This is a genomic window from Variovorax sp. P2_H12 (assembly GCF_056403395.1).
The window spans coordinates 41,442-63,146 of record NZ_JBFUFO010000006.1 but is presented as its reverse complement, the minus strand read 5'-3'; the positions used below and the strand labels follow the sequence as shown (position 1 = coordinate 63,146).

Here is a 21,705-nt window from a genome sequence, read left to right as displayed (position 1 = left end):
ATCAGGCGGCGAGCGCCTCGAGCTGGTCCGACAGGGCCAGCCAGCGCTCTTCGAGCCGGGCGATCTCGTCGCCGAGCGTCTTCAGCCGCTTGCCGGCTTCGGCGATCTCCGGCGCCGGCAGGGGTTGCGCGAGGCGCTGCTCCAGCGCCGTCTTCTCGCTGCTCGCCGCGGCCAGACGCTGGTCGATCTGGGCCAGTTCGCGCTTGAGCGGCTTGGCTTGCTCGCTGCGCTGCTGGCGCTCCTGCGCATCCTGCTTGCGCTGGTTCTTGCCGGAGGATGCGAGCTCGGCGGCGGCCTTCTCGACCTTCGCTGCCGGTGCAACCGCCTCGACCTTGGGTGCAGCCGGTGCCGCCGCATCGCGATTGGCCACCTTGGCTTCCTCGCGCAGGCGTTTGGCTTCATCGAGGAGGTAGCGCTGGTAGTCGTCGAGGTCGCCATCGAAGTCGGTGATGACGCCGCGGCCGACCAGCCAGAATTCGTCGCAGACCGAGCGCAGCAGCGCACGGTCGTGGCTCACCAGCATCAGCGTGCCTTCGAACTCGTTGAGCGCCACGGCCAGCGCCTCGCGGGTGGCGAGGTCCAGGTGGTTGGTGGGCTCGTCGAGCAGCAGCAGGTTGGGCCGCTGCCAGACCATCATGGCCAGCACCAGTCGCGCCTTCTCGCCGCCGCTCATGGTGCCGACGGCTTGCTTGACCATGTCGCCGCTGAAGTTGAAGCTGCCGAGGAAACCGCGCAGGTCCTGCTCGCCGGTGCGCTCCTTGACGTTCGAGCCGAGTTCGCGCGCCATCCGCACCATGTGCTCGAGCGGGTTGTCCTGCGGCCGCAGCACGTCGAGTTCCTGTTGCGCAAAGTAGCCGATGTTGAGCCCCTTGCCCTCGGTCACGGTGCCCGCGAGCGCGCCCATCTCGCGTGCGATGGTCTTGACCAGCGTCGACTTGCCCTGGCCGTTGGCGCCAAGGATGCCAATGCGCTGGCCGGCCAGCACCGAGCGGTTGACGCCGCGCAGGATGGTCTTCGGTGCCTCGCCTTCGATCTGGTAGCCGAAGCTCGCGTCGCTGATCGACAGCATCGGATTGGGGATGTTGCCCGGCTCCTTGAATTCGAAGGTGAAGTCGGCCTCGGCCAGCAGCGGCGCGACCTTTTCCATGCGCTCGAGCGCCTTGACCCTGCTTTGCGCCTGCTTGGCCTTGCTGGCCTTGGCCTTGAAGCGGTCGATGAACTTCTGCAGATGGGCGATCTTGTCCTGCTGCTTGGCGAAGGCCGACTGCTGCAGCTCCATCTGCTGCGCACGCAGGGTCTCGAAGGCGCTGTAGTTGCCGCCATAACGCGTGAGCTTGGCCTTTTCGATGTGCAGCGTGACGTCGGTCACGGCGTCCAGGAATTCCCGGTCGTGGCTGATGACGATCATGGTGCCGGCGTACTTCTGCAGCCAGGCTTCGAGCCAGACCAGGGCATCGAGGTCCAGGTGATTGGTGGGTTCGTCGAGCAGCAGCAGGTCGCTCGGGCACATCAGTGCGCGGGCCAGCTGCAGCCGCATGCGCCAGCCGCCCGAGAAGCTGTTGACGGGCTGGTCCAGCTCATGGGCCTTGAAGCCCAGGCCCAGGATGAGCGACTGCGCGCGCGGCACCGCGTCGTGCTCGCCGGCATCGGCCAGGTCGGTGTAGGCATGGGCCAGCGCCATGCCCATCTCGTGGTCGTCGGGGTCGGCCTCGTGGCCGGCCTCGGCCTGGGCCAGCACCGCGCGCAATTCGACCAGCCGGGTGTCGCCGCCGACCACGAAGTCGGTGGCCGGCTCGTCGGTCTCGGGCATGTTCTGCGCGACCTGGGCCATGCGCCATTGCTTGGGTAGCGAGAAGTCGCCGCCGTCTTCATGCAGGGTCCCGTTGAAAAGCGCGAACAGGGTGGACTTGCCGGCGCCGTTGCGCCCGACCAGGCCCACCTTTTCGCCGGGGTTGATGGTGACGCTGGCGCCGTCGAGCAGCACTTTGGCGCTGCGGCGCAGGATGACATTCTTGAGATTGATCATTTCGGTGCCCGCCGGTCGGCGGGCAGGTCAGAGAAGGGATTCGCGCGGGACCAGGAGCACCTGGTCTTCGCCCGCGCTGGTGGCGAGCCACACCACCTCGAGCTGCGGGAAGGCAGCCTCGAAGTGCGCGCGCTCGTTGCCGATTTCAAGCACCAGCACAGCGGAGTCGCTCATGCGGGCCGGTGCATCGGCGAGCAGTCGGCGAATGAAGTCCATGCCATCCGCGCCGCCGGCCAGAGCCAGTTCGGGTTCGGCGCGGTACTCCGCCGGCAGCGCGCCCATGCTGGTCGCGTTGACGTAGGGCGGATTGCAGAGGATCAGGTCGTAGGGGCCGCGCACGGCCGCGAGCCCGTCCGACTCGATGAGCCTGACACGATCGTCGAGCTGGTGCCGCGTGACGTTGATCGCAGCCACTTCGAGCGCAGTGGCCGAGAGGTCGGCGGCATCGACGTCGATGTCCGGATAGGTCAACGCCGCCAGCACCGCGAGGCTGCCGTTGCCGGTACAAAGATCGAGCACATGGCGCGTGTGCTCGCCGAGCCAGGGATCGATGCTGCCGTCGGCCAGCAACTCGGCGATGAAGCTGCGCGGCACGATGGCGCGTTCGTCGATGTAGAAGGGAACGCCCTGCAGCCAGGCTTCCTTGGTGAGGTAAGCGGCCGGCTTGCGGGTTGCGATGCGTTGCGCAAACAGCTCGCCCACGCGGGCAGCCTCCGCCGGCGACACCGGGTGCTCGGCCACGGCGTCGAGCTCGTCGAGCGGCAGGCCCAGGCGCCACAGCACCAGCCAGACCGCTTCGTCGAAGGCGTTGTCGGTGCCGTGCCCGAAGGCCACGCCCGCGTCGGCCAGCTGCTTCGCGCCGGCCTCGATCAGTTGCATCACGGTGCTCATGACAACAGCAGCGCTTCGAGCCTGTTCAGCGTGCGGCGATAGATGTTCTTGAGCGGCTCGATGTCGGCCACCGCGATGTGTTCGTCGATCTTGTGGATGCTCGCGTTGACCGGGCCCAGTTCGACCACCTGCTTGCAGATCTTGGCGATGAAGCGCGCGTCGCTGGTGCCGCCGCTGGTCGAGAGTTCGGTCTCGATGCCGGTCTCGTCGCGGATCGCCAGTTGCACTGCCTCGACCAGCTGGCCGGGCACCGTGAGGAAGGGCAGGCCGCCGACGGTCCAGGCGAGGGTGTGGTCGAGGCCGTGGGCGTCGAGCACCGCCTGCACGCGCTGCTGCAGCGACTCGGGCGTGGACTCGGTCGAGAAGCGGAAATTGAAGTCGATCACCGCCGCGCCCGGGATCACGTTGCTGGCGCCGGTGCCCGCGTGGATGTTGCTGATCTGCCAGCTGGTCGGCTGGAAGTGGTCGTTGCCGGCATCCCAGCCGCCCGCCGCGTTGATCGCGACCAGTTCGGCCAGCGCCGGCGCGAAGGCGTGCACCGGGTTCTTCGCCAGGTGCGGGTAGGCGATGTGGCCCTGCACGCCCCGGACCGTGAGCTTGCCGCTCATGGTGCCGCGGCGGCCGTTCTTGATCATGTCGCCGCAGCGTTCGACCGAGGTCGGCTCGCCGACGATGCAGTAGTCGATCGCCTCGCCGCGCGCGGCCAGCGTGTTGCAGACCACCACCGTGCCGTCGATGCCGGGGCCTTCCTCGTCGCTGGTGAGCAGCAGCGCCAGCGTGAGGCGCGGATCCGGCGTCGAGGCGAGAAACTCCTCGATCGCGACCACGAAGGCCGCCAGCGAGGTTTTCATGTCGCAGGCGCCGCGGCCGTAGAGCAGGCCTTCGCGGTGCGACGGCGTGAACGGATGGCTCGCCCACTGCTCGAGCGGGCCGGTCGGCACGACGTCGGTGTGACCTGCGAAGGCCATGGTCTTCGTCGGGCCGCCCGCGGCGCCGGCGCGCACCGCCCACAGGTTCGTGACGCGAAAGTCGGCCGGACCGCTTTCGATGGTTTCGAGCCGGAAGCCGAGCCGCGCCAGGCGCTCGCCGAGGATCTGCTGGCAACCTCCGTCGTCGGGGGTGACCGAGGGGCGGGAGATCAGTTGTTCGGCAAGCTGGAGCGTTCGGGACATCGACAGGGCAGGTGGGTCAGGGACGCACGTCGAGCGTGATGTCCGTGAAGGTGGGTTCCTCGAGCTGGTCGAGGAGGGAGCGTTCATCGCTGCGCATGGGCGGCGCCTTGCGGTTCTGCAGGCGCCACATCAGGTTGGTCGGCGAATCGGCCTGGGACAGGCCTTCCTCGCGGGTGACCAGATTTTCGGTGATCAGGCGCGCGATGTCTTCCTCGAAGGTCTGGGAACCTTCGGCCATCGATTGTTCCATGGCTTCCTTGACGGCCGAGAAGTCGCCCTTGCCGATCAGCTCGGCCACCAGGGCGGTGTTCAGCAGCACTTCGAGCGCCGGCACGCGGGCGCCGCCGGGCGTGCGCAGCAGTCGCTGGGCCACGATGGCGCGCAGGGCGCCGCTGAGGTCGCCCAGCAGCGTGGCGCGCACTTCCACCGGATAGAAGCTCAGGATGCGGTTCAGCGCCCGGTAGCTGTTGTTGGCGTGCAGCGTGGCGACGCAGAGGTGGCCGGACTGCGCGTAGGCGATCGCGGCGGTCATGGTCTCGCGGTCGCGGATCTCGCCGATCTGGATCACGTCGGGCGCCTGGCGCAAGGCATTCTTGAGCGCGACCTGCAGCGACTGGGTGTCGCTGCCGACGTCGCGCTGGTTCACCATCGACTTCTTGTTGGTGAAAGTGAACTCGATCGGTTCCTCGACCGTGAGGATGTGGCCGGTGGCGTTCTCGTTGCGGTAGTCGAGCATCGAGGCCAGGGTGGTGCTCTTGCCGGCGCCGGTGGAGCCGACCATCAGGATCAGGCCGCGCTTCTCCATCACCAGCGTCTTGAGGATCTCGGGCAGGTTGAGCTCCTCGAAGGACGGGATGGTGGACGCGATGTGCCGCACCACCACCGCATAGCTGCCGCGCTGGCGCATGGCGCTGATGCGGAAGTTGCCCGAGCCCTCGAGCGCGATCGCCATGTTGAGTTCGCCGGTGCGTTCGAGCTCGGCGATGCGGCTCTCGTGCACCACTTCGCCGAGCAGGCTCAGCGGCGCCTCGGACGGCAGCACCTGGGCGTTGATCGGCATGCAGTTGCCGTTGATCCGGATCAGCGCCGGAGAGTTGGCCGAAAGATAGATGTCCGAAGCCTTGCGTTCGGCCATCAGACGAAGAATTCGCTCCATCGTGTTCATTCGGCTTTCTCCTCAGCGTTGTGTTTCTGGAACTCCGGGCTTGCCAGGGCCGCCCCCTCAGGCGGCCGGGGCTCTCAATCGCGCAGCAGGTCGTTCAGGGAGGTCGTCGAGCGCGTCTTGGCATCGACCTTCTTCATGATGATCGCGGCGTAGGTGTTGTACTTGCCGCCCGGCTTGGGCAAGGTGCCCGCCACGACCACCGAGCCGGCCGGCACGCGGCCGAAGCTGACGGTGTCGGTGGCGCGGTCGTAGATCGGCGTGCTCTGGCCGATGAACACCCCCATCGACAGCACCGAGTTCTCTTCGACGATCACGCCCTCGACCACCTCGGACCGGGCGCCGATGAAGCAGTTGTCCTCGATGATGGTCGGGCCGGCCTGCAGCGGTTCGAGCACGCCGCCGATGCCGACGCCGCCCGACAGGTGCACGTTGGCGCCGATCTGCGCGCAGGAGCCGACGGTGGCCCAGGTGTCGACCATGGTGCCTTCGCCGACATAGGCGCCGATGTTGACGTAGGAGGGCATCAGGATCGCGCCCTTGGCGATATAGCTGCCGCGGCGGGCCACGGCCGGCGGCACGATGCGCACGCCGGCTTCCTTGAGTTCGGCGGCCGACAGGTGCGAGAACTTGGTCGGCACCTTGTCGTAGAAGCCCAGCGCGCCGGCCTGGATCTGCTCGTTGTCCTTGAGGCGGAACGACAGCAGCACGGCCTTCTTGATCCACTGGTGCACGGTCCATTGGCCCACGCTCTCGCGGGTGGCGACGCGAAGGCGGCCGTTGTTGAGCTCGGCGATCACGTGATCGACGGCGTCGCGGACTTCCTTGGACGCGCTGGTGGCCGAGATATTGGCGCGGTCTTCCCACGCGGCGTCGATGGTCTGCTGGAGTTGTTGGGTCATGGAAAAGCTCAGTTCTGGATGAAGTTCACGATGCGGTGCGCGGCCTCGGTGCATTCGGCCGTGTCGGCGACCAGTGCCATGCGGATGCGCCCGCGGCCCGGATTGGCGCCGGCCACGTCGCGGGCGAGATAGCTGCCGGGCAGCACCGTCACATTGTATTGAGCGTAGAGAGCCCGGGCGAAGCCGGGGTCGTCGCCCTGCCACGAGGGCGGCACGCCGGCCCAGAGGTAGAAGCTGGCGTCGGGCAGGCGGACGTCGAGCACGGGTTCGAGCAGCGGCGTCACGGCGGCGAACTTGGTGCGGTACCGGGCCCGGTTGTCGACCACGTGGAGTTCGTCGTCCCAGGCCGCGATGCTGGCCGCGGCCACCGTGCCGCTCATCGCGCTGCCATGGTAGGTGCGGTAGAGCAGGAAGGACTTGATGATCGCGGCGTCGCCGGCCACGAAGCCGCTGCGCAGGCCCGGCACGTTGCTTCGCTTGGACAGCGAGGTGAGGGCGATCAGGTTGCGAAAATCGCTGCGGCCGAGCTTGGCCGCAGCCTCCAGCCCGCCGAGCGGCGGTTCGTCGCGGAAGTAGATCTCGCTGTAGCACTCGTCGGCGGCGATCACGAAGCCGTGCTTGTCCGACAGCGCGAAGAGCTTTTCCCATTCGCCGATCGGCATCACGGCGCCGGTCGGATTGCCCGGCGAGCAGACGAACACGAGCTGGGTACGTTTCCAGACGTCCTCGGGCACGCTGTCCCAGGCGACCGCGAAGTTGCGCTCGGGCACGCTCGGCACGTAGTACGGCTCGGCGCCTGCCAGCAGGGCCGCGCCTTCGTAGATTTGATAGAACGGATTCGGCGACAGCACCACCGGGGCCGGCGTCCGGCTGGCGTCGATCACGGTCTGGGCCAGTGCGAACAGGGCCTCGCGCGAGCCGTTGACCGGCAGCACCTGGGTGGCGGCGTCGAGCGCCAGGCCGTAGCGCCGCTGCAGCCAGCCCGTGAAGGACTGGCGCAGGGTCAGATCGCCGGCGGTGGCCGGATAGACCGCCAGTGCGTCCATGCCGGCAGCGAGGGCGTCCTTGATGAAGGACGGCGTCGGGTGCTTGGGCTCGCCGATGCCGAGGCTGATCGGCGCGAAATCAGGGTTCGGGGTGATCCCGGCGAACAGTTGTCGCAGCCGCTCGAAGGGATAAGGCTGCAGTTTGGCGAGCAGGGGGTTCATGTGCCCGAATTATCAGGGAGCGCGGGCAACAAGGCATGCAAACGACGCAACCGGGGTGAGCTCAAAGCCTTTTGACCAGCACCTGGCTCTTGCGATCCCAGTTGTACTTGCGCTTGCGGGCCTCGGGCAGCCAGTCGGGGTTGACCTGCTGGAAACCGCGCTTGAGGAACCAGTGCATGGTGCGGGTGGTCAACACGAAGATGCTCTCCAGGCCCGAGGCCTTGGCACGCTGCTCGACGCGCTTGAGGATCCGCTCGCCGTCGCCCTGGGCCTGCGAGTGCGGCGACACGGTCAGCGCGGCCATCTCGGCGGTCTTCGCCTCGGGATACGGATACAGCGCCGCGCAGCCGAAGATCACGCCGTCGTGCTCGATCACGGTGTACTGGTCGATGTCGCGCTCGATCTCGGTGCGGCTGCGCTTGACCAGCGTGCCGTCGCGTTCGAAGGGTTCGATCAGCTGCAGGATGCCGCCGATGTCGTCGGCGGTCGCCTCCCGCAGCGACTCGAGCTTCTCGTCGATCACCATGGTGCCGATGCCGTCGTGCACATAGACCTCGAGCAGGAGCGAGCCGTCGACCGAGAAGGGCAGGATGTGGTTGCGCTCGATGCCCGCCTCGCAGGCCTTCACGCAGTGCTGCAGGTAGAAGGCGGTGTCGGTCGGCCGCTGCGGCGGCGGCAGGTCGGCCAGCAGCTTGCGCGCGGTGTCGAGCGGCAGCTCGGTGTCGACGGGATTGTCCTCGCTGATCGGCAGGCTCGGGTCCTGACCGATGCCGGGAACCTCGGTCAGGAAGATCAGCTTGTCGGCCTGGATCGAGATCGCCACGCTGGTCGCGACCTCTTCCATCGTGAGGTTGAAGGCCTCGCCGGTGGGCGAGAAGCCGAACGGCGACATCAGCACCATCGAGCCGAAATCCAGCGCCCGGCGGATGCCGGCCGCATCGACCTTGCGCACCAGCCCCGAATGCTGGAAATCGACGCCGTCGACCACGCCGACCGGACGGGCGGTGATGAAGTTGCCCGAGATCACGCGGATCGTGGAGCCCGCCATCGGCGTGTTGGGCAGGCCCTGGCTGAAAGCGGCCTCGATTTCGTAGCGCAGCTGGCCGGCGGCCTCCTGCGCGCAGTCGAGCGCGACGCCGTCGGTGATGCGGATGCCATGCGAGTACCTGGCCTCGTGGCCCTTGGCGCGCAGCTGCTCGTTGACCTGCGGCCTGAAGCCGTGCACCAGCACCACCTTGACGCCCATGCTCTGGATCAGCGCCAGGTCCTGCGCGATGTTCGCGAGCTTGCCCGCGGCGATCGCCTCGCCGGCCATCGCGACCACGAAGGTCTTGCCGCGGTGCATGTGGATGTAGGGCGCGACCGAGCGGAACCAGGGCACGAAAGTGAAGTTGAAGACGGTGGACATTGGCGGGGTGTGGGGAGGCGGGAGCGCCGGGCGCAAGATAATCGGCGATTTTCCCCGAACTGCCCGCCTTGTCCTCGTCCCCTCTTCGAATCGAGTTCCCCGAATCCCTGCCAGTGTCGGCCCGGCGCGACGAAATCAGGGCCGCCATCGAGGCGAACCAGGTCGTCATCGTCTGCGGCGAGACCGGCTCGGGCAAAACCACCCAACTGCCCAAGATCGTGCTGGAGCTCGGGCGCGGCAAGCTCAATGCGCCGCCAGGCAAAGGCCGGCTGATCGGCCACACGCAGCCGCGCCGCATCGCCGCGACCTCGGTCGCCAAGCGCATCGCGGAGGAACTGAAGACCCCGCTGGGCGAGGTGGTCGGCTACAAGGTGCGCTTCCAGGACCGGCTGTCGCGCGACGCCTCGGTCAAGCTGATGACCGACGGCATCCTGCTGGCGGAGACGCAGACCGATCCGCTGCTCAAGGCCTACGACACGATCATCATCGACGAGGCCCACGAGCGCTCGCTGAACATCGACTTCCTGCTGGGCTACCTGCGCGAGATCCTGCCGCGACGGCCGGACCTGAAGGTGATCGTGACCTCGGCGACCATCGATGCCGACCGGTTCGCGCAGCATTTCGCCTCCGCTCGCCCGGCGCCGGGCCGCCCCAAGGCGGGCGCGGCCCCCTCGGGGGGCAGCGACGACGCGCAGCGCGGAGCGTGGGGGGCCATGATTCCGGCGCCGGTGATCATGGTGTCGGGACGGACCTTCCCCGTCGAACAGCGCTACCGGCCCTTCGAGGAGTCGCGCGACCACGACCTCAACGACGCCATCGCCGAGGGCGTGGACGAGCTCTGGCGCGACCCGCACAACGCCGGCGACATCCTGATCTTCCTGCCCGGCGAGCGCGAGATCCGGGAAGCCGCCGATCACCTGCGCCGCCACCTGAGCCACCAGCCGCTGATGCGCAGCGCCGAAGTGCTGCCGCTGTTCGCCCGGCTGTCGCAGGCCGAGCAGGAGCGGATCTTCGACAACCACAGCGGCCGGCGCATCGTGCTGGCCACCAACGTCGCCGAGACCTCGCTCACCGTGCCGGGGATCCGCTACGTGATCGATGCCGGCACCGCGCGGGTCAAGCGCTACAGCTTCCGCAGCAAGGTCGAGCAGCTGCTGGTCGAGCCGATCAGCCAGGCGGCGGCCAACCAGCGCGCCGGCCGCTGCGGCCGGGTCGCCAACGGCATCTGCATCCGGCTCTACGACGAGAAGGATTTCGAGGGCCGGCCGCGCTTCACCGACCCGGAGATCCTGCGTTCCTCGCTGGCGGGCGTGATCCTGCGGATGAAGTCGCTGCACCTGGGCGATGTCGAACGCTTCCCCTTCCTCGAGGCGCCGCAGCGGCGCGCGATCGCCGACGGCTACCAGTTGCTCAACGAGCTCGGCGCGGTCGACGATGCCAACGAACTCACGCCGATGGGGGCCGAGCTGGCCCGGCTGCCGCTCGACCCGCGCGTCGGCCGGATGATCCTCGAGGCCCGCGGCCGCGGCGCCCTCGAGGAAGTGCTGGTGATCGCCAGCGCGCTGTCGGTGCAGGACGTGCGCGACCGGCCGATGGAGATGCAGCAGCAGGCCGACCAGGCGCATTCGAAGTTCGACGACGAGAAGAGCGAGTTCAGCGGCTACCTGCGGCTGTGGAAGTGGATCCAGGATGCGCGCGGCGGCCACGGCGACACGCACAAGCTCAGCAACCGGCAGTACGAGCAGCTGCTGCGGCAGAACTTCATCAACATCCGTCGGGTGCGCGAGTGGCGCGATATCCATTCCCAGCTGCTGACGGTGGTCACCGAGCACAAGTGGCGCATCAACGCCCAGCCGGCCGGCTACGAGCCGCTGCACCTGTCGATGCTCTCGGGCCTGCTCGGCAACGTCGGCTGGAAGCTGGAGGACGACGAGGCCTATCTCGGCGCCCGCGGCATCAAGTTCTACCGTCATCCGGGCGCCCACCTGAAGAAGAAGCCGGGCCGCTGGATCGTCGTTGCCGAGCTGGTGGAGACCACCCGGCTCTTCGGCCGCGGCATCGCCAACATCGAGCCGCAATGGCTCGAGCAGGTGGCCGGCCATCTGCTCAAGAAGCAGTTGCTCGACCCGCACTGGGAAAAGAAGGGCGCCCAGGTCGCGGCGCTGGAGCGCGCCACGCTGTACGGGCTGGTGGTCTACAGCGGGCGCCGGGTCGACTTCAGCAAGGTCGATCCGGTCGCGGCGCGCGAGATATTCATCCGCGAGGCGCTGGTCGGCGGCCAGTGGGAAAGCAACCTGCCTTTTCTTGCCGCCAACCGCAAGCTGGTGCGCGAGGTCGAAGGCCTCGAGCACAAGTCGCGCCGGCAGGACGTGCTGGTCGACGACGAACTGATCTACGCCTTCTACGACGCCCAGCTGCCGCCCGACGTGTCGAGCGGCATCACCTTCGAGAACTGGTACCGCGGCCAGTCGAAGGCGCAGCCGCGGCTGCTGTACCTGACGCGCGACGAGCTGATGCGGCACCAGGCGGCCGGCATCACGACCCAGGCGTTTCCGCCGACCCTGCGGCTGGGCGGCGTCGACTGCGCCGCGACCTACCTGCACGAGCCGGGCGATGCCAAGGACGGGCTCACGGTCAGCGTGCCGCTGTTCGTGCTGAACCAGGTGAGCGAGGAGCGCTGCGAGTGGCTGGTCACGGGCATGCTGAAGGACAAGATCCAGGCCCTGCTGAAGAGCCTGCCGCAGAAGCCGCGCGCCCGCCTGGTGCCGCTGCCCGAATCGGCCGCCCGTTTCGCCGACATGCTGTCGGCGCCCGAGGCTTTCGGCAACGGCTCGCTGACCGACGCGCTGCTCAAGCGGGTGCGCGACCAGACCAGCCTCGACGTCAAGCGCGCCGACTTCAAGCTCGACATGCTGCCGCCGCATCTGTTCATGAACCTGCGCGTGGTCGACGAGCACGGCCGCCAACTCGGCATGGGACGCAACCTGGGCGCGCTGAAGGCGGAACTGGGCGCGCAGGCCCGAGGCGCATTCCAGGCGCTGGCGGGACTCAACGTCAAGGCATCGGCCGGGCCCGCAGCCACTGCACCGACCGACGGCCGTCCGCCGGGCGCCGCCAAGCCCGCCTTGCCCGAGGCGGCAGCCCCTTCGCTGCCCGCGGGCCAGCGCTACACGGGCTGGACGTTCGGCGAGCTGCCGGAGCTGATGGAAGTGCGGCGCGGCGCGCAGTCGCTGATCGGATTCCCGGCGCTGGTCGACGGCGCCGATGCGGTGAGCATCGAAGTCTTCGACGAGCCTGCCGTTGCCGCCGCGAAGCACCGGGCGGGCCTCAGGCGGCTTTTCGCGCTGCAGCTCAAGGACGCCCTGAAGTACCTGGAGAAGAACGTTCCCGACCTGCAGAGGATGGCCGTCGCCTACATGCCGCTGGGCACCGCCGAGGAATTGCGGGTCCAGATCATCGAGGTGGCGATCGACCGGGCCTTCCTGCAGGAGCCGCTGCCGACCGACGAGTTCGCCTTCAAGCGCCGGCTCGAGGAGGGCCGCGGCCGGCTCACGCTGATCGCCAACGAGATCGCGCGGCTGGCCGGTGCGATCCTGGTCGAATACGGGCTGGCGCAGCGCAAGATCAAGGACACCAAGGTGCAGCCCGAGGCCACCGCCGATGCCGCCCAGCAGCTGCAGCGCCTGATGGGCAAGCGCTTCGTCGCCGACACGCCCTGGCCGCGGCTTGCGCACTTCGCACGCTACCTGAAGGCCATCACCCTCAGGCTGGACAAGCTGCGCGCCGACCCGGCGCGCGACACCCAGCGGCTGGCGGAACTGCGGCCCCAGGAGCAGCGCTACTGGCGCCTGCTGGCCGAGCGCAAGGGCGCCGCCGACGAGCGCATGAGCGAGTTCCGCTGGCTGCTCGAGGAACTGCGCGTGAGCTTCTTTGCCCAGGAGCTGCGCACGCCCCAGCCGGTCAGCGTCAAGCGCCTCGACAAGTTGTGGGCGCAGCTGGGGCACTGACAAAGCTCGCCCCCAGGTTGCCCGCACTTCGTGTCGGGCGCCCACCCCCTACCGGGGGCAACACCAGCGGCCCGGCAGAGCCGGTTCCGCGGTGTTTCACCAATGGGCCTGGCTTCGCCGGCCGGTGAATACTGGCGCTGTGTTTGTTCTTCGGCTGCGCGCAGCGCGCCCGTTCGGGGGCCGCGGCGGACCCGGCTTTGCCGGGCCGCAGCGCGGCGCCCCCGGTAGGGGGTGGGCGGCTACACGAAGTGAGCCAACCTGGGGGCGAGCTTTACAACCGAGCCAGTCGCTCGATCGCCGTGCGCAGGGTTTCGTCCTTCTTGGCGAAGCAGAAGCGCACCACGCGCTGGTCGAAGCCGTCGCCGTAGAAGGCCGCAAGCGGAATCGCGGCGACGCCGATCTCGCTCGTGAGCCACTGGCAGAAAGCCGCTTCGCCGAGGTCGCTGACCGCGCTGATGTCGACGCACTGGAAGTAGGTGCCGCCGCTGGGCAGCAGCTTGAACCGGGTCTTCGCCAGCCCTTCGGCGAACAGGTCGCGCTTGCGCTGGTAGAAGGCCGGCAGCTCCAGGTAGGGCGCCGGATCGGCCATGTAGCGGGCCAGCGCGTGCTGCATCGGCGTGTTGACCGTGAAGACGTTGAACTGGTGCACCTTGCGGAATTCGGCGCTCAGCGCGGCCGGCGCCGCCACGTAGCCGACCTTCCAGCCGGTCACGTGGTAGGTCTTGCCGAAGCTGCTGACGATGAAGCTGCGCGCCGCCAGGCCGGGAAAACGGGCCGCGCTCTCGTGCCGCGCGCCGGTGTAGACCATGTGCTCGTAGACCTCGTCGCTGATCACCAGCACGTCGGTGGGCGCCAGCAGGTCTTCGAGCTGGCGCATCTCGGCCTCGGTCCAGACCGTGGCGCTCGGGTTGTGCGGCGTGTTGACGATGATCGCGCGCGTGCGCGGCGACAGCGCCGCGGCGATCTTCGCGAAGTCGGGCCGGAAGCTGCCGGGCGTGAGCGGCACGCGAACGACGGTGCCGCCGGCCAGGTCGATGTTCGGCACGTAGCTGTCGTAGCAGGGCTCCAGCACGATCACCTCGTCGCCCGGGCGGACCACCGCGAGGATCGCCGTGATGATGGCCTGGGTGGCGCCGGCGGTGACCGTGATCTCGCTCTGCGGGTCGTAGCGGTGGCCGTACAGCGTCTCGATCTTGTCGGCGATCGCTTCGCGCAGCGGCAGGATGCCGGGCATCGGCGGATACTGGTTGTGGCCCGCCGCCATGGCGTCGGTCACGGCCTGCAGCAGCTTGGGGTCGCAGTTGAAATCCGGGAAGCCCTGACCGAGATTCACCGCGTTCTTCTCGGCGGCCAGCGCCGACATCACGGTGAAGATCGTGGTGCCCACCGCGGGCAGCTTGGTGAGTACCTCGGGGGTGCGGGCGATCGCTCTGCTCACAGTTCGTAGTCCTGGTGGTGACCGCTCAAGGCCTTGGCGATCAGGTTGCGGTCGAGCCGGTCGGAGAGCAGCTCGGCGAATTTGAAGACGAAGTTGCGCAAGTAGGCGCTGCGCTTGAAGGCCACGCGCGCAATGTTGACGCCGAAGATGTGGCCCATCGGGCGCACCACGAGGTCGGCGTTGGAGTCGTCGCGCACCGCCATCTCGGCGACGATGCCGACGCCGAGGCCGAGCCGCACGTAGGTCTTGATGACGTCCGAGTCGATCGCCTCGAGTGCGATGCGCGGCGCCAGCTTCTTCTGCGCGAAGGCGTGGTCGATGCGCGTGCGCCCCGTGAACGACGGGTGGTAGGTGATGATCGGCTCGGAAGCCAGGTCCTCGAGCGAAATGCGTTCCTTGTCCGCCAGCGGATGGCCCTGCGGCAGCACCAGCACGTGCTGCCACTCGTAGCAGGGCATGGTCACGAGTTCGGCGTAGTCGGCCAGCGATTCGGTGGCGATGCCGATCTCGGCGATCTCGTCGATCACCATCCGCGCCACCTGGTCGGGCGAGCCCTGGTGCAGGCTCACGTTGACCTTCGGATAGGCTTCGCGCAGCTTCGCCACCGGCACCGGCAGTACATAGCGCGCCTGGGTGTGCGTGGTGGCGATCGACAGGGTGCCGCTGTCCTGGGCGCTGAACTGCTCGCCGATGCGCTTGAGGTTGCCCACTTCGCGCATGATGAGTTCGATGCTCGCCAGCACGTGCTGGCCAGGTTCGGTGACGCGCTTCAGGCGCTTGCCGTGGCGGGCGAAGATCTCGACGCCGAGTTCTTCCTCGAGCTCGATGATCGCCTTCGACACGCCCGGCTGCGAGGTGTGAAGCGCCTTGGCAGCTTCGGTCAGGTTCAGGTTGCGGCGCACGGCTTCCTGGACAAACTTGAACTGATGAAGATTCATAACAGATTCCGTATTATTTTCGGATTCATTATGCCTTCTCGGTCTATGAAAATCGCCGAAAGTTCAGGATTCGAGTGCCTTTTGCGCCAGCAAGGCGATCACGTCGGGATCTTCGCCCACGGCCGGGCGCAGCGAGAACTCGACCTCCGGCTGAAGGGCCCGGAGTTCGTCGACCAGCCGGGGCAGGTCCTCGCGCACATGCCGGCCCATGCCCAGGAAGAGCGGCACCACCCGGATGGTCCGGGCGCCGGCGGCAATCAGGGCCAGCGCCGCGGTGCGCAGGTCGGGGGCGAGCAGTTCGAGGTAGGCGCAGGCGACCCGGACCGTGGGATCGAGCGCCGCGACCTGCCGTGCCACCGCCTCGACCGGCGCACGCCAGCGTTCGTCACGCGACCCGTGAGCGAAAAGCACGATGCCCAGCCCCGAGTTCATGGTCAAACCTCCGGCCGGCGAAGGGTGGGCGGGCTGCACGCAGCGGGCCCAACCTGGGGGCGAGCAGCATTCACCGCCTCAGCACCAGCCAGGTGAAGGCGCCCAGCGACATCACGGAGTAGATCAGCCCGGGCGCCGCCGCCGTGATCCACGGCGACCAGTTGCCCAGGTTGCCCAGGTAGCCGAAGACGTTGTTCAGCAGGATGAAGCTGAGCCCGATCATCACGCCGCCGAACACGTAGGTGGTAATCCCCGACTGGCGGAAGTGCAGGTAGGCGAAGGGCAGGGCGAGCACGATCATCACCAGGCAGGACAGCGGATAGAACACCTTGCGCCAGAACTCGATCTCGTAGCGCTGCGCGGTCTGGCCGTTGGCGTCCAGGTGGCGGATGTAGTCGAACAGGTCGAGCGTGCGCATGCGGTCCGGACGCAGCAGCGCGACAGACACCATTTCGTTGCTCAGCGAGGTCGGCCATTCGAGCACCGGCACCGTGGTGGTGACGACGCGCGGGGCGGCGGGGCCGCGCGTGTCGTATTGCTGGCGCTCGACGCCCACCAGGGTCCAGTGGCCGCGCTCGACCCGTGCCGCGGGCGCGGAGGTCTGCGAGACCAGGAAGCCATCGCCGTCGAATTCGAGGATTCGCGGATCCTTCAGGATGCCGTTTCGCGCCATCGAAACCACGTTGACCGCGAACGACGAGTCGCCCTGCCGCTCCTTGAGCCAGGCCCCTGTGTTGCCGATCAGGGACAGCGAGCCCTGGTAGCGAGCCTTGAGCAGCTGGGCCGTGCGGTCGGAGGCCGGGGCGATGTAGTCGCCGATCGCGAAGGTCAGCACCACGAAGCCGAGCCCCAGCAGCAGCAGCGTGTGCAGGGCGCGCCAGGGGCCCAGGCCGCTGGTGCGAAGAATCGTGAATTCGGAACTCTGCGCCAGCCGTGTCATGACGAAGATGGTGCCGATCAGCACCGCGATCGGCAGCAGCTCGTAGAGGTGACTGGGGATCAGCAGCGCGACGTAGAGCAGCGCCTGGGCGGCGCCATAGCCGAGCGAGTCGGGTTTGCCGACCGACTGCAGCTCGTCGACGAAGTCGAAGAAGAAGAACAGGCTCAGGAAGCCCAGGGCGACGAAGGCCACTGCCCTCAGCACCTCTGCATAGATCAGGCGGCGGATGGTTTTCACGCGTTGGATGTGGTTTCAGGCCGGACCCGGACACGCCGCGCCGGGAGGCCCCAGTTGAAATGTCGCTTCGCGAGCCAGAGCAGGCCCAGGACCATCACGCCGCCATGCAGCGCGAGCAGGAAACCGCTCGCGCTGACGCTGCCCGAGCCGATCCAGCTCTGGCCGAGATTGAGCAGGTTGTAGTAGACGACGAAGGCGAACAGCGCGAGCAGCAGGTTGCCGCTGCGGCTCGCCCGCGGATTGACGCTCGACAGCGTCAGCGCCAGCAGCACGAAATTGGCCCCCGCGAACAGCAGCCCGACGCGCCAGGCGAGTTCGGCGAGATTGACGGCATTGGGATCGCGCAGCAAGGCCAGCGTGGTGCGCGCCCGCACCGGCGTCGCGTCGAGCGAGTCGGCCGTGCGGCCGCCCACCTTGGCGCCGTAGGTCTCGAACTCGCTGACCTTGATGCCGGTCGGCTGCAGCGGCTCCTCGATGCGCTGCCCGTTGCTCAGCATCAGATAGCGGATGCCGTTCAGGTCTTCCATGCGGCCGCTGCGGGCCGAGGTGATGATGCGCAGGTTGCGCTCCACCGACGAGATGAACACGTTGCTGGCGGTCGCGCTGTCGGGCGCGTCCTTGTCGATGAAGAACACCCGCAGCCGTCCGGCCGACTCGCGGAACTCGCCGGGCGCGACACGCTCGATGTCGCTGCGGCGCTCGTAGCGTTCGCGCATGTTCTGGGTCTGGGAGTTGGCCCAGGGCCAGCCGACCAGCGCGAACAGCGTGATCAGCAGCAGGATCGGCCAGGCGAAGCGAAGCAGCGGCCGGAGGAAGTCCGCCAGGCCGCGCCCGCTCGAGAACCAGATCACCATCTCGCTGTCGCGGTACATGCGCGACAGCGTGCCGACGATCGAGATGAACAGGCACAGGCTCAGGATGGTCGGCATGTAGCCGAGCACGGTGTAGGTCATCACGAGGAAGACCTCGGAGGGGTTCACGCTGCCCTTGGCGGCCAATCCGAGCGTGCGGATCAGCATCATCGTCATCACGATGGTGACCAGCACCACCAGCGTGGCCACGAAGCTGCGTGACAGCTCCTTGCGTAGAGAGGAATGGAATAACATCGTCGAGGGAAAAAAAGGATTATGGACTTTCAACTCAAGACCCTCTCCATCGCCCAGGCCGCCAACGAGAAAGCCGATGTCCTCATCGTGCTCCTGGCCGCCGGAACCACCACCTCGAAGGACGCGCTTTCCGTCCTGGTCGCGCAGGCCCGGACCGCCGGCGACCTGCCGGACAAGGCCGGCAAGCTGCTCGCGCTGTACCGCGCGGGCGGCGTGGCCGCGCCGCGCGTGCTGCTGGCCCCGCTGGGCGACGGCGGGCCGGCCGCCGTCCGCACGGCCGTGCTCGCGGCCGTCAACGCGGCCAAGGGCTCCAATCCCAAGCGGCTGGCCATCGTCTTTGCCGGGGCCGTCGACGCGGCGTGCCTGGGCAGCGCGGTGCTGGCCACGGCCGATGCCAGCTATGTCTACACCGAAACCAAATCCAAGCCCGAGCCGCGGACCCTGCGCCAGCTGAGCCTGGGCGTGCCGGACGCGGCTGCGCTGCGAGAGGCTTTCGACCAGGCCACCGCCACGGTCGCGGGCATCGAACTGGCCAAGGAGTGGGGCAACCGGCCGGGCAACCATTGCACGCCCACGATGCTGGCCGAGGCCGCGAAGGCGCTGGCCGAGCTGCCGAACGTCAAGTGCGAGGTGCTGGGCCCGAAGGAAGTGGCCAAGCTCGGCATGGGCGCATTCGGCGCGGTCGCGCAGGGCTCGGCCGAGCCGCTGCGCTTCATCGTCCTGCGCTATCACGGCGCGCCGAAGGACCAGGCGCCGGTCGTGCTGGTCGGCAAGGGCATCACCTTCGACACCGGTGGCGTCTCGCTCAAGCCGGCGGCCGAGATGGACGAGATGAAGTTCGACATGTGCGGCGCCGCGAGCGTGCTCGGCGTGTTCCGCGCGCTCGGTGATATCCAGCCGCCGATCAACGTGGTCGGCCTGGTGCCGACCTGCGAGAACATGAACGACGGCCGTGCGATCAAGCCGGGTGACGTCATCACCAGCATGAGCGGCCAGACCATCGAGGTGCTCAACACCGATGCCGAGGGGCGCCTGATCCTGTGCGATGCGCTGACCTATGCCAAGCGCTTCGCGCCGTCGGTGGTGATCGACATCGCCACCCTCACAGGGGCCTGCGTGGTGGCACTGGGCGGCGTACGCAGCGGGCTCTTCTCGAGCGACGATGCCCTGGCCGACGCGCTCGAAGCCGCAGGCGAAGCTTCGCAGGATCGCTGCTGGCGGATGCCGCTCGACGAGGACTATGCCGAGGGGCTGAAGAGCAATTTCGCCGATGTCGCCAACGTTGCGGGACGCGCCGGCGGCGCCGTCACGGCAGCCAAGTTCCTGCAGCGCTTCGCGAGCGACTACCCCTGGGCGCACCTCGACATTGCGGGCACCGCCTGGAAGAGCGGGGCGGCCAAGGGCTCCACGGGGCGGCCCGTGGGCTTGCTGTTGAACTATCTCCTGGCGCAGAGCCGCAAGGGCGGCACGAGCGCCAAGTCTTCGCGCAAGGCGCAGAAGGCCGGCACGGCCCGGTCCCGCAAGTGACCGAGATCGACGGCCACTACAACATGCCCGACAAGGTGGGCTACGCCTGCCGCCTGCTGCGCAAGGCGGTGGGCGCCCACGGGGCGCGGCTGGTGGTGGTGGCCGATGCCGCGCTGCTGGAGGCGATCGACCAGTCGCTGTGGACGCTCTCGCCGACCGAATTCATCGCCCATTGCCGCAGCGACGACGCGCCGTTCATCGTCGCCCGTTCGCCGGTGGTGCTGGCGGACGGTGCCGCGGCCTCGCTGCCCGACCGCCCGATCCTGGTCAACCTCGGTGTCGAGCTTCCCGCGAGGTTCGAGCGCTTCGAGCGGTTGATCGACCTGGTCGGCAGCGACGACGCCGACCGCCTGGCCGGCCGCACCCGCTGGCGGCACTACAAGGACCGCGGCTACGCGATCCGCACCCACGCCTATGGCGGGAGCGCGACCTGATGGCCACAACACCTCGCACGCCGCCGCGCTTCGTGCCCACCCTGACGACGGTGCTCGAGCGCGCGCCGCAGAGTGCCGCGGAGCCGGCGCCGGTATCGACGGCGCCCGCGGCGCCGGCCGCGATCGAGCCTTTGCAGGCGGTCGCGCTCAGCCCCGAGGCCGCGCGGTCCGAGGCCGATGCCTTCCGGCTCGAAGAGCAGTTGCTGCACCGCGTGCTGCAGCGCGTCGACCTCTCGCTCGAAGAGCGCGTGAGCGACGCGGTGTCAGCTGCCGTTCAGCAGCACCTCGACAACATGGTCCCCGCTTTGCGCGGCGAAATCGAAGCCGTTTTGCGTGCTCTGGTGAGCGAAGCGCTGGCCGAAGAGCTTTCCGAAAACCCCGGGTCTACGCCAGCATTCGGACCGCAAACCTTGGGCTAAACTGCGCGCGGGTCGAAAAGCGCGAGGGCGCTGCGCATCCGCGGCGCGATATTTGCTCAATGCATGTGCCCGGATCCAAAGACCGGTTTTCAACTCTACTTATCCATGTTCTGGAGGTTCTCATGCAATTGAAATGGACAGCCGTCGCCCTGGCCGCTCTCGCGCTCGTGGCCTGTGGCAAGAAGGAAGAAGCTGCCGCTCCCGCTGCTCCTGCGCCGACTGCAGCTGCACCCGCTCCCGCAGCCCCGCCGGGCGATGCTCTGGTGGTCAAGATCGGCCACGTTGGCCCGACCAGCGGCGCCATCGCCCACCTCGGCAAGGACAACGAACTGGGTGCTCGCATGGCGGTCGAGGACCTCAACGCCAAGGGCGTGAAGATCGGCGGCAAGGTCGCCAAGTTCGAACTGCTTGCCGAAGACGATGCGGGCGATCCCAAGCAGGGCACCGCGGTGGCGCAGAAGCTGGTGGACAGCAAGGTCAATGGCGTGGTGGGCCACCTGAACTCGGGCACCACGATCCCGGCCTCCAAGCTGTACAGCGACGCCGGCATCCCCCAGATCTCGCCGTCGGCGACCAACCCGAAGTACACCCGCCAGGGCTACAAGACGACGTTCCGCGTGGTGGCTGACGACACGCAACTGGGTGGCACGCTCGGCAAGTACGCGGTCGAAACCCTGAAGGGCAAGAACATCGCCGTGATCGACGACCGGACCGCTTACGGCCAGGGCGTTGCCGAGGAATTCGAGAAAGCCGTCAAGGCTGCCGGCGGCACGATCGTCGGCCACGAATTCACGACCGACAAGTCGACCGATTTCAACGCCATCCTGACCAAGCTCAAGGGCGCGCAGCCCGACATCCTGTTCTTCGGCGGCATGGACGCCGTCGGCGGCCCGATGCTCAAGCAGGTCAAGCAGCTCGGCATGAACGTCAAGTTCATGGGCGGCGACGGCCTGTGCACCGGCGAACTGGCCAAGCTGGCCGGCGATGCGATCGGCGAAGACATGGTGGTCTGTGCCGAAGCCGGTGGCGTGGACGGCGACTTCAAGGCTCCGCTGGATGCCTGGAAGGCCAAGTTCAAGGAAAAGAACGGCGTCGAAGTCCAGATCTACGCACCGTACGTCTACGACGCAGTGCAGGTGATGGCCGTCGCGATGGAAAAGGCGGGCTCGTCCGATCCGGAGAAGTACCTGCCCGAAGTCGGCAAGGTGCAGTACAACGGCCTGACCGGCCCGATCGCCTTCGACGAAAAGGGCGATATCAAGAACGGTGCGCTGACGCTGTACACCTACAAGAACGGTGCGCGTACGCAGATCGCCGTGGTGCGCTGAGCGCTTCGCGCTCGAACAAGAAAAGGGGCCTTCGGGCCCCTTTTTTCATGGGTGCGCCGGGCGGCTGCAAACGCAGAAGTCGACGAAGGCGTCGAGGCGACGCGCACAAAAAAGCCCCGACAGGCGGGGC

The 21,705-nt window shown here is 67.8% G+C and carries 17 protein-coding genes; 5 read left to right on the top strand and 12 right to left on the bottom strand.

Going from position 1 to position 21,705, the window contains the following annotated elements; translation table 11 throughout:
• Position 1: 1 nt before the first annotated feature.
• From AC1DYK_RS05635 to argA, 7 genes are all read right to left on the bottom strand, one after another.
• Positions 2-2,026 carry an ABC-F family ATP-binding cassette domain-containing protein gene (locus AC1DYK_RS05635; RefSeq protein WP_478165363.1) on the bottom strand — a complete coding sequence of 675 codons (2,025 nt, stop codon included), beginning with the start codon at positions 2,024-2,026 and terminating at the stop codon, positions 2-4.
• A gap of 27 nt (positions 2,027-2,053) precedes the next feature.
• Entirely contained in the window at positions 2,054-2,917 is an 864-nt protein-coding gene (gene prmB / locus AC1DYK_RS05630) for a 50S ribosomal protein L3 N(5)-glutamine methyltransferase (RefSeq protein ID WP_478165362.1), read from the bottom strand.
• Entirely contained in the window at positions 2,914-4,089 is a 1,176-nt protein-coding gene (gene dapE / locus AC1DYK_RS05625; protein WP_478165361.1) for a succinyl-diaminopimelate desuccinylase, read from the bottom strand. Before dapE ends, prmB begins: the two co-directional genes overlap by 4 nt.
• Before the next feature lie 16 nt (positions 4,090-4,105).
• The gene (locus AC1DYK_RS05620; RefSeq protein ID WP_478165360.1) at positions 4,106-5,254 is read right to left on the bottom strand and encodes a PilT/PilU family type 4a pilus ATPase; all 1,149 of its coding nucleotides are present in this window, start codon (positions 5,252-5,254) and stop codon (positions 4,106-4,108) included.
• 74 nt (positions 5,255-5,328) lie between these two features.
• Positions 5,329-6,153, bottom strand: coding sequence for a 2,3,4,5-tetrahydropyridine-2,6-dicarboxylate N-succinyltransferase (gene dapD, locus AC1DYK_RS05615; RefSeq protein WP_478165359.1), 825 nt, complete (start codon positions 6,151-6,153; stop codon positions 5,329-5,331).
• A gap of 8 nt (positions 6,154-6,161) precedes the next feature.
• Entirely contained in the window at positions 6,162-7,361 is a 1,200-nt protein-coding gene (dapC, locus tag AC1DYK_RS05610; RefSeq protein ID WP_478165358.1) for a succinyldiaminopimelate transaminase, read from the bottom strand.
• A 61-nt stretch (positions 7,362-7,422) separates the two neighbouring features.
• Positions 7,423-8,769, bottom strand: a complete 1,347-nt coding sequence (gene argA, locus AC1DYK_RS05605; protein WP_478155924.1) for an amino-acid N-acetyltransferase — start codon at positions 8,767-8,769, stop codon at positions 7,423-7,425.
• A 68-nt stretch (positions 8,770-8,837) separates the two neighbouring features.
• Here argA and hrpA point away from each other — a divergent pair, with 68 nt between their 5' ends.
• The gene (gene hrpA, locus AC1DYK_RS05600; RefSeq protein ID WP_478165357.1) at positions 8,838-12,776 is read left to right on the top strand and encodes an ATP-dependent RNA helicase HrpA; all 3,939 of its coding nucleotides are present in this window, start codon (positions 8,838-8,840) and stop codon (positions 12,774-12,776) included.
• Positions 12,777-13,047: 271 nt separating this feature from the next.
• Here the strand turns inward: hrpA and AC1DYK_RS05595 are convergent, their stop codons facing one another.
• The 5 genes from AC1DYK_RS05595 to lptF all read right to left on the bottom strand — a co-directional run bounded on the left by AC1DYK_RS05595 (position 13,048) and on the right by lptF (position 17,867).
• Positions 13,048-14,214: a pyridoxal phosphate-dependent aminotransferase gene (locus AC1DYK_RS05595; RefSeq protein WP_478165356.1), complete on the bottom strand. Its 1,167-nt coding sequence runs from the start codon at positions 14,212-14,214 to the stop codon at positions 13,048-13,050.
• Positions 14,211-15,152, bottom strand: coding sequence for a CysB family HTH-type transcriptional regulator (locus AC1DYK_RS05590; RefSeq protein WP_478155919.1), 942 nt, complete (start codon positions 15,150-15,152; stop codon positions 14,211-14,213). Before AC1DYK_RS05590 ends, AC1DYK_RS05595 begins: the two co-directional genes overlap by 4 nt.
• Before the next feature lie 63 nt (positions 15,153-15,215).
• Positions 15,216-15,584 (bottom strand): sirohydrochlorin chelatase, encoded by a 369-nt coding sequence (locus AC1DYK_RS05585; protein ID WP_478165355.1) that lies wholly within the window; start codon positions 15,582-15,584, stop codon positions 15,216-15,218.
• A 70-nt stretch (positions 15,585-15,654) separates the two neighbouring features.
• Positions 15,655-16,761, bottom strand: coding sequence for an LPS export ABC transporter permease LptG (lptG, locus tag AC1DYK_RS05580; RefSeq protein ID WP_478165354.1), 1,107 nt, complete (start codon positions 16,759-16,761; stop codon positions 15,655-15,657).
• Positions 16,758-17,867 (bottom strand): LPS export ABC transporter permease LptF, encoded by a 1,110-nt coding sequence (gene lptF, locus AC1DYK_RS05575; RefSeq protein ID WP_478165353.1) that lies wholly within the window; start codon positions 17,865-17,867, stop codon positions 16,758-16,760. Before lptF ends, lptG begins: the two co-directional genes overlap by 4 nt.
• A gap of 21 nt (positions 17,868-17,888) precedes the next feature.
• Between lptF and AC1DYK_RS05570 the strand changes: the two genes are divergently transcribed.
• From AC1DYK_RS05570 to AC1DYK_RS05555, 4 genes are all read left to right on the top strand, one after another.
• Entirely contained in the window at positions 17,889-19,394 is a 1,506-nt protein-coding gene (locus AC1DYK_RS05570; protein WP_478165352.1) for a leucyl aminopeptidase, read from the top strand.
• Positions 19,391-19,828 carry a DNA polymerase III subunit chi gene (locus tag AC1DYK_RS05565; protein WP_478165351.1) on the top strand — a complete coding sequence of 146 codons (438 nt, stop codon included), beginning with the start codon at positions 19,391-19,393 and terminating at the stop codon, positions 19,826-19,828. The genes AC1DYK_RS05570 and AC1DYK_RS05565 overlap by 4 nt, the downstream gene beginning before the upstream one ends.
• Positions 19,829-19,860: 32 nt before the next feature.
• Entirely contained in the window at positions 19,861-20,247 is a 387-nt protein-coding gene (locus AC1DYK_RS05560; protein WP_478165350.1) for a hypothetical protein, read from the top strand.
• Positions 20,248-20,369: 122 nt separating this feature from the next.
• Positions 20,370-21,575 carry a branched-chain amino acid ABC transporter substrate-binding protein gene (locus AC1DYK_RS05555; RefSeq protein WP_478165349.1) on the top strand — a complete coding sequence of 402 codons (1,206 nt, stop codon included), beginning with the start codon at positions 20,370-20,372 and terminating at the stop codon, positions 21,573-21,575.
• Positions 21,576-21,705: the final 130 nt, after the last annotated feature.

Excerpts from the sequence above, each read along its gene's own strand:
- AC1DYK_RS05635 (WP_478165363.1), bottom strand. The coding sequence starts at position 2,026 with ATGATCAATCTCAAGAATGTCATCCTGCGCCGCAGCGCCAAAGTGCTG.
- prmB (WP_478165362.1), bottom strand. The coding sequence starts at position 2,917 with ATGAGCACCGTGATGCAACTGATCGAGGCCGGCGCGAAGCAGCTGGCC.
- dapE (WP_478165361.1), bottom strand. The coding sequence starts at position 4,089 with ATGTCCCGAACGCTCCAGCTTGCCGAACAACTGATCTCCCGCCCCTCG.
- AC1DYK_RS05620 (WP_478165360.1), bottom strand. The coding sequence starts at position 5,254 with ATGAACACGATGGAGCGAATTCTTCGTCTGATGGCCGAACGCAAGGCT.
- dapD (WP_478165359.1), bottom strand. The coding sequence starts at position 6,153 with ATGACCCAACAACTCCAGCAGACCATCGACGCCGCGTGGGAAGACCGC.
- dapC (WP_478165358.1), bottom strand. The coding sequence starts at position 7,361 with ATGAACCCCCTGCTCGCCAAACTGCAGCCTTATCCCTTCGAGCGGCTG.
- argA (WP_478155924.1), bottom strand. The coding sequence starts at position 8,769 with ATGTCCACCGTCTTCAACTTCACTTTCGTGCCCTGGTTCCGCTCGGTC.
- AC1DYK_RS05590 (WP_478155919.1), bottom strand. The coding sequence starts at position 15,152 with ATGAATCTTCATCAGTTCAAGTTTGTCCAGGAAGCCGTGCGCCGCAAC.
- AC1DYK_RS05585 (WP_478165355.1), bottom strand. The coding sequence starts at position 15,584 with ATGAACTCGGGGCTGGGCATCGTGCTTTTCGCTCACGGGTCGCGTGAC.
- lptF (WP_478165353.1), bottom strand. The coding sequence starts at position 17,867 with ATGTTATTCCATTCCTCTCTACGCAAGGAGCTGTCACGCAGCTTCGTG.
- AC1DYK_RS05570 (WP_478165352.1), top strand. The coding sequence starts at position 17,889 with ATGGACTTTCAACTCAAGACCCTCTCCATCGCCCAGGCCGCCAACGAG.
- AC1DYK_RS05555 (WP_478165349.1), top strand. The coding sequence starts at position 20,370 with ATGCAATTGAAATGGACAGCCGTCGCCCTGGCCGCTCTCGCGCTCGTG.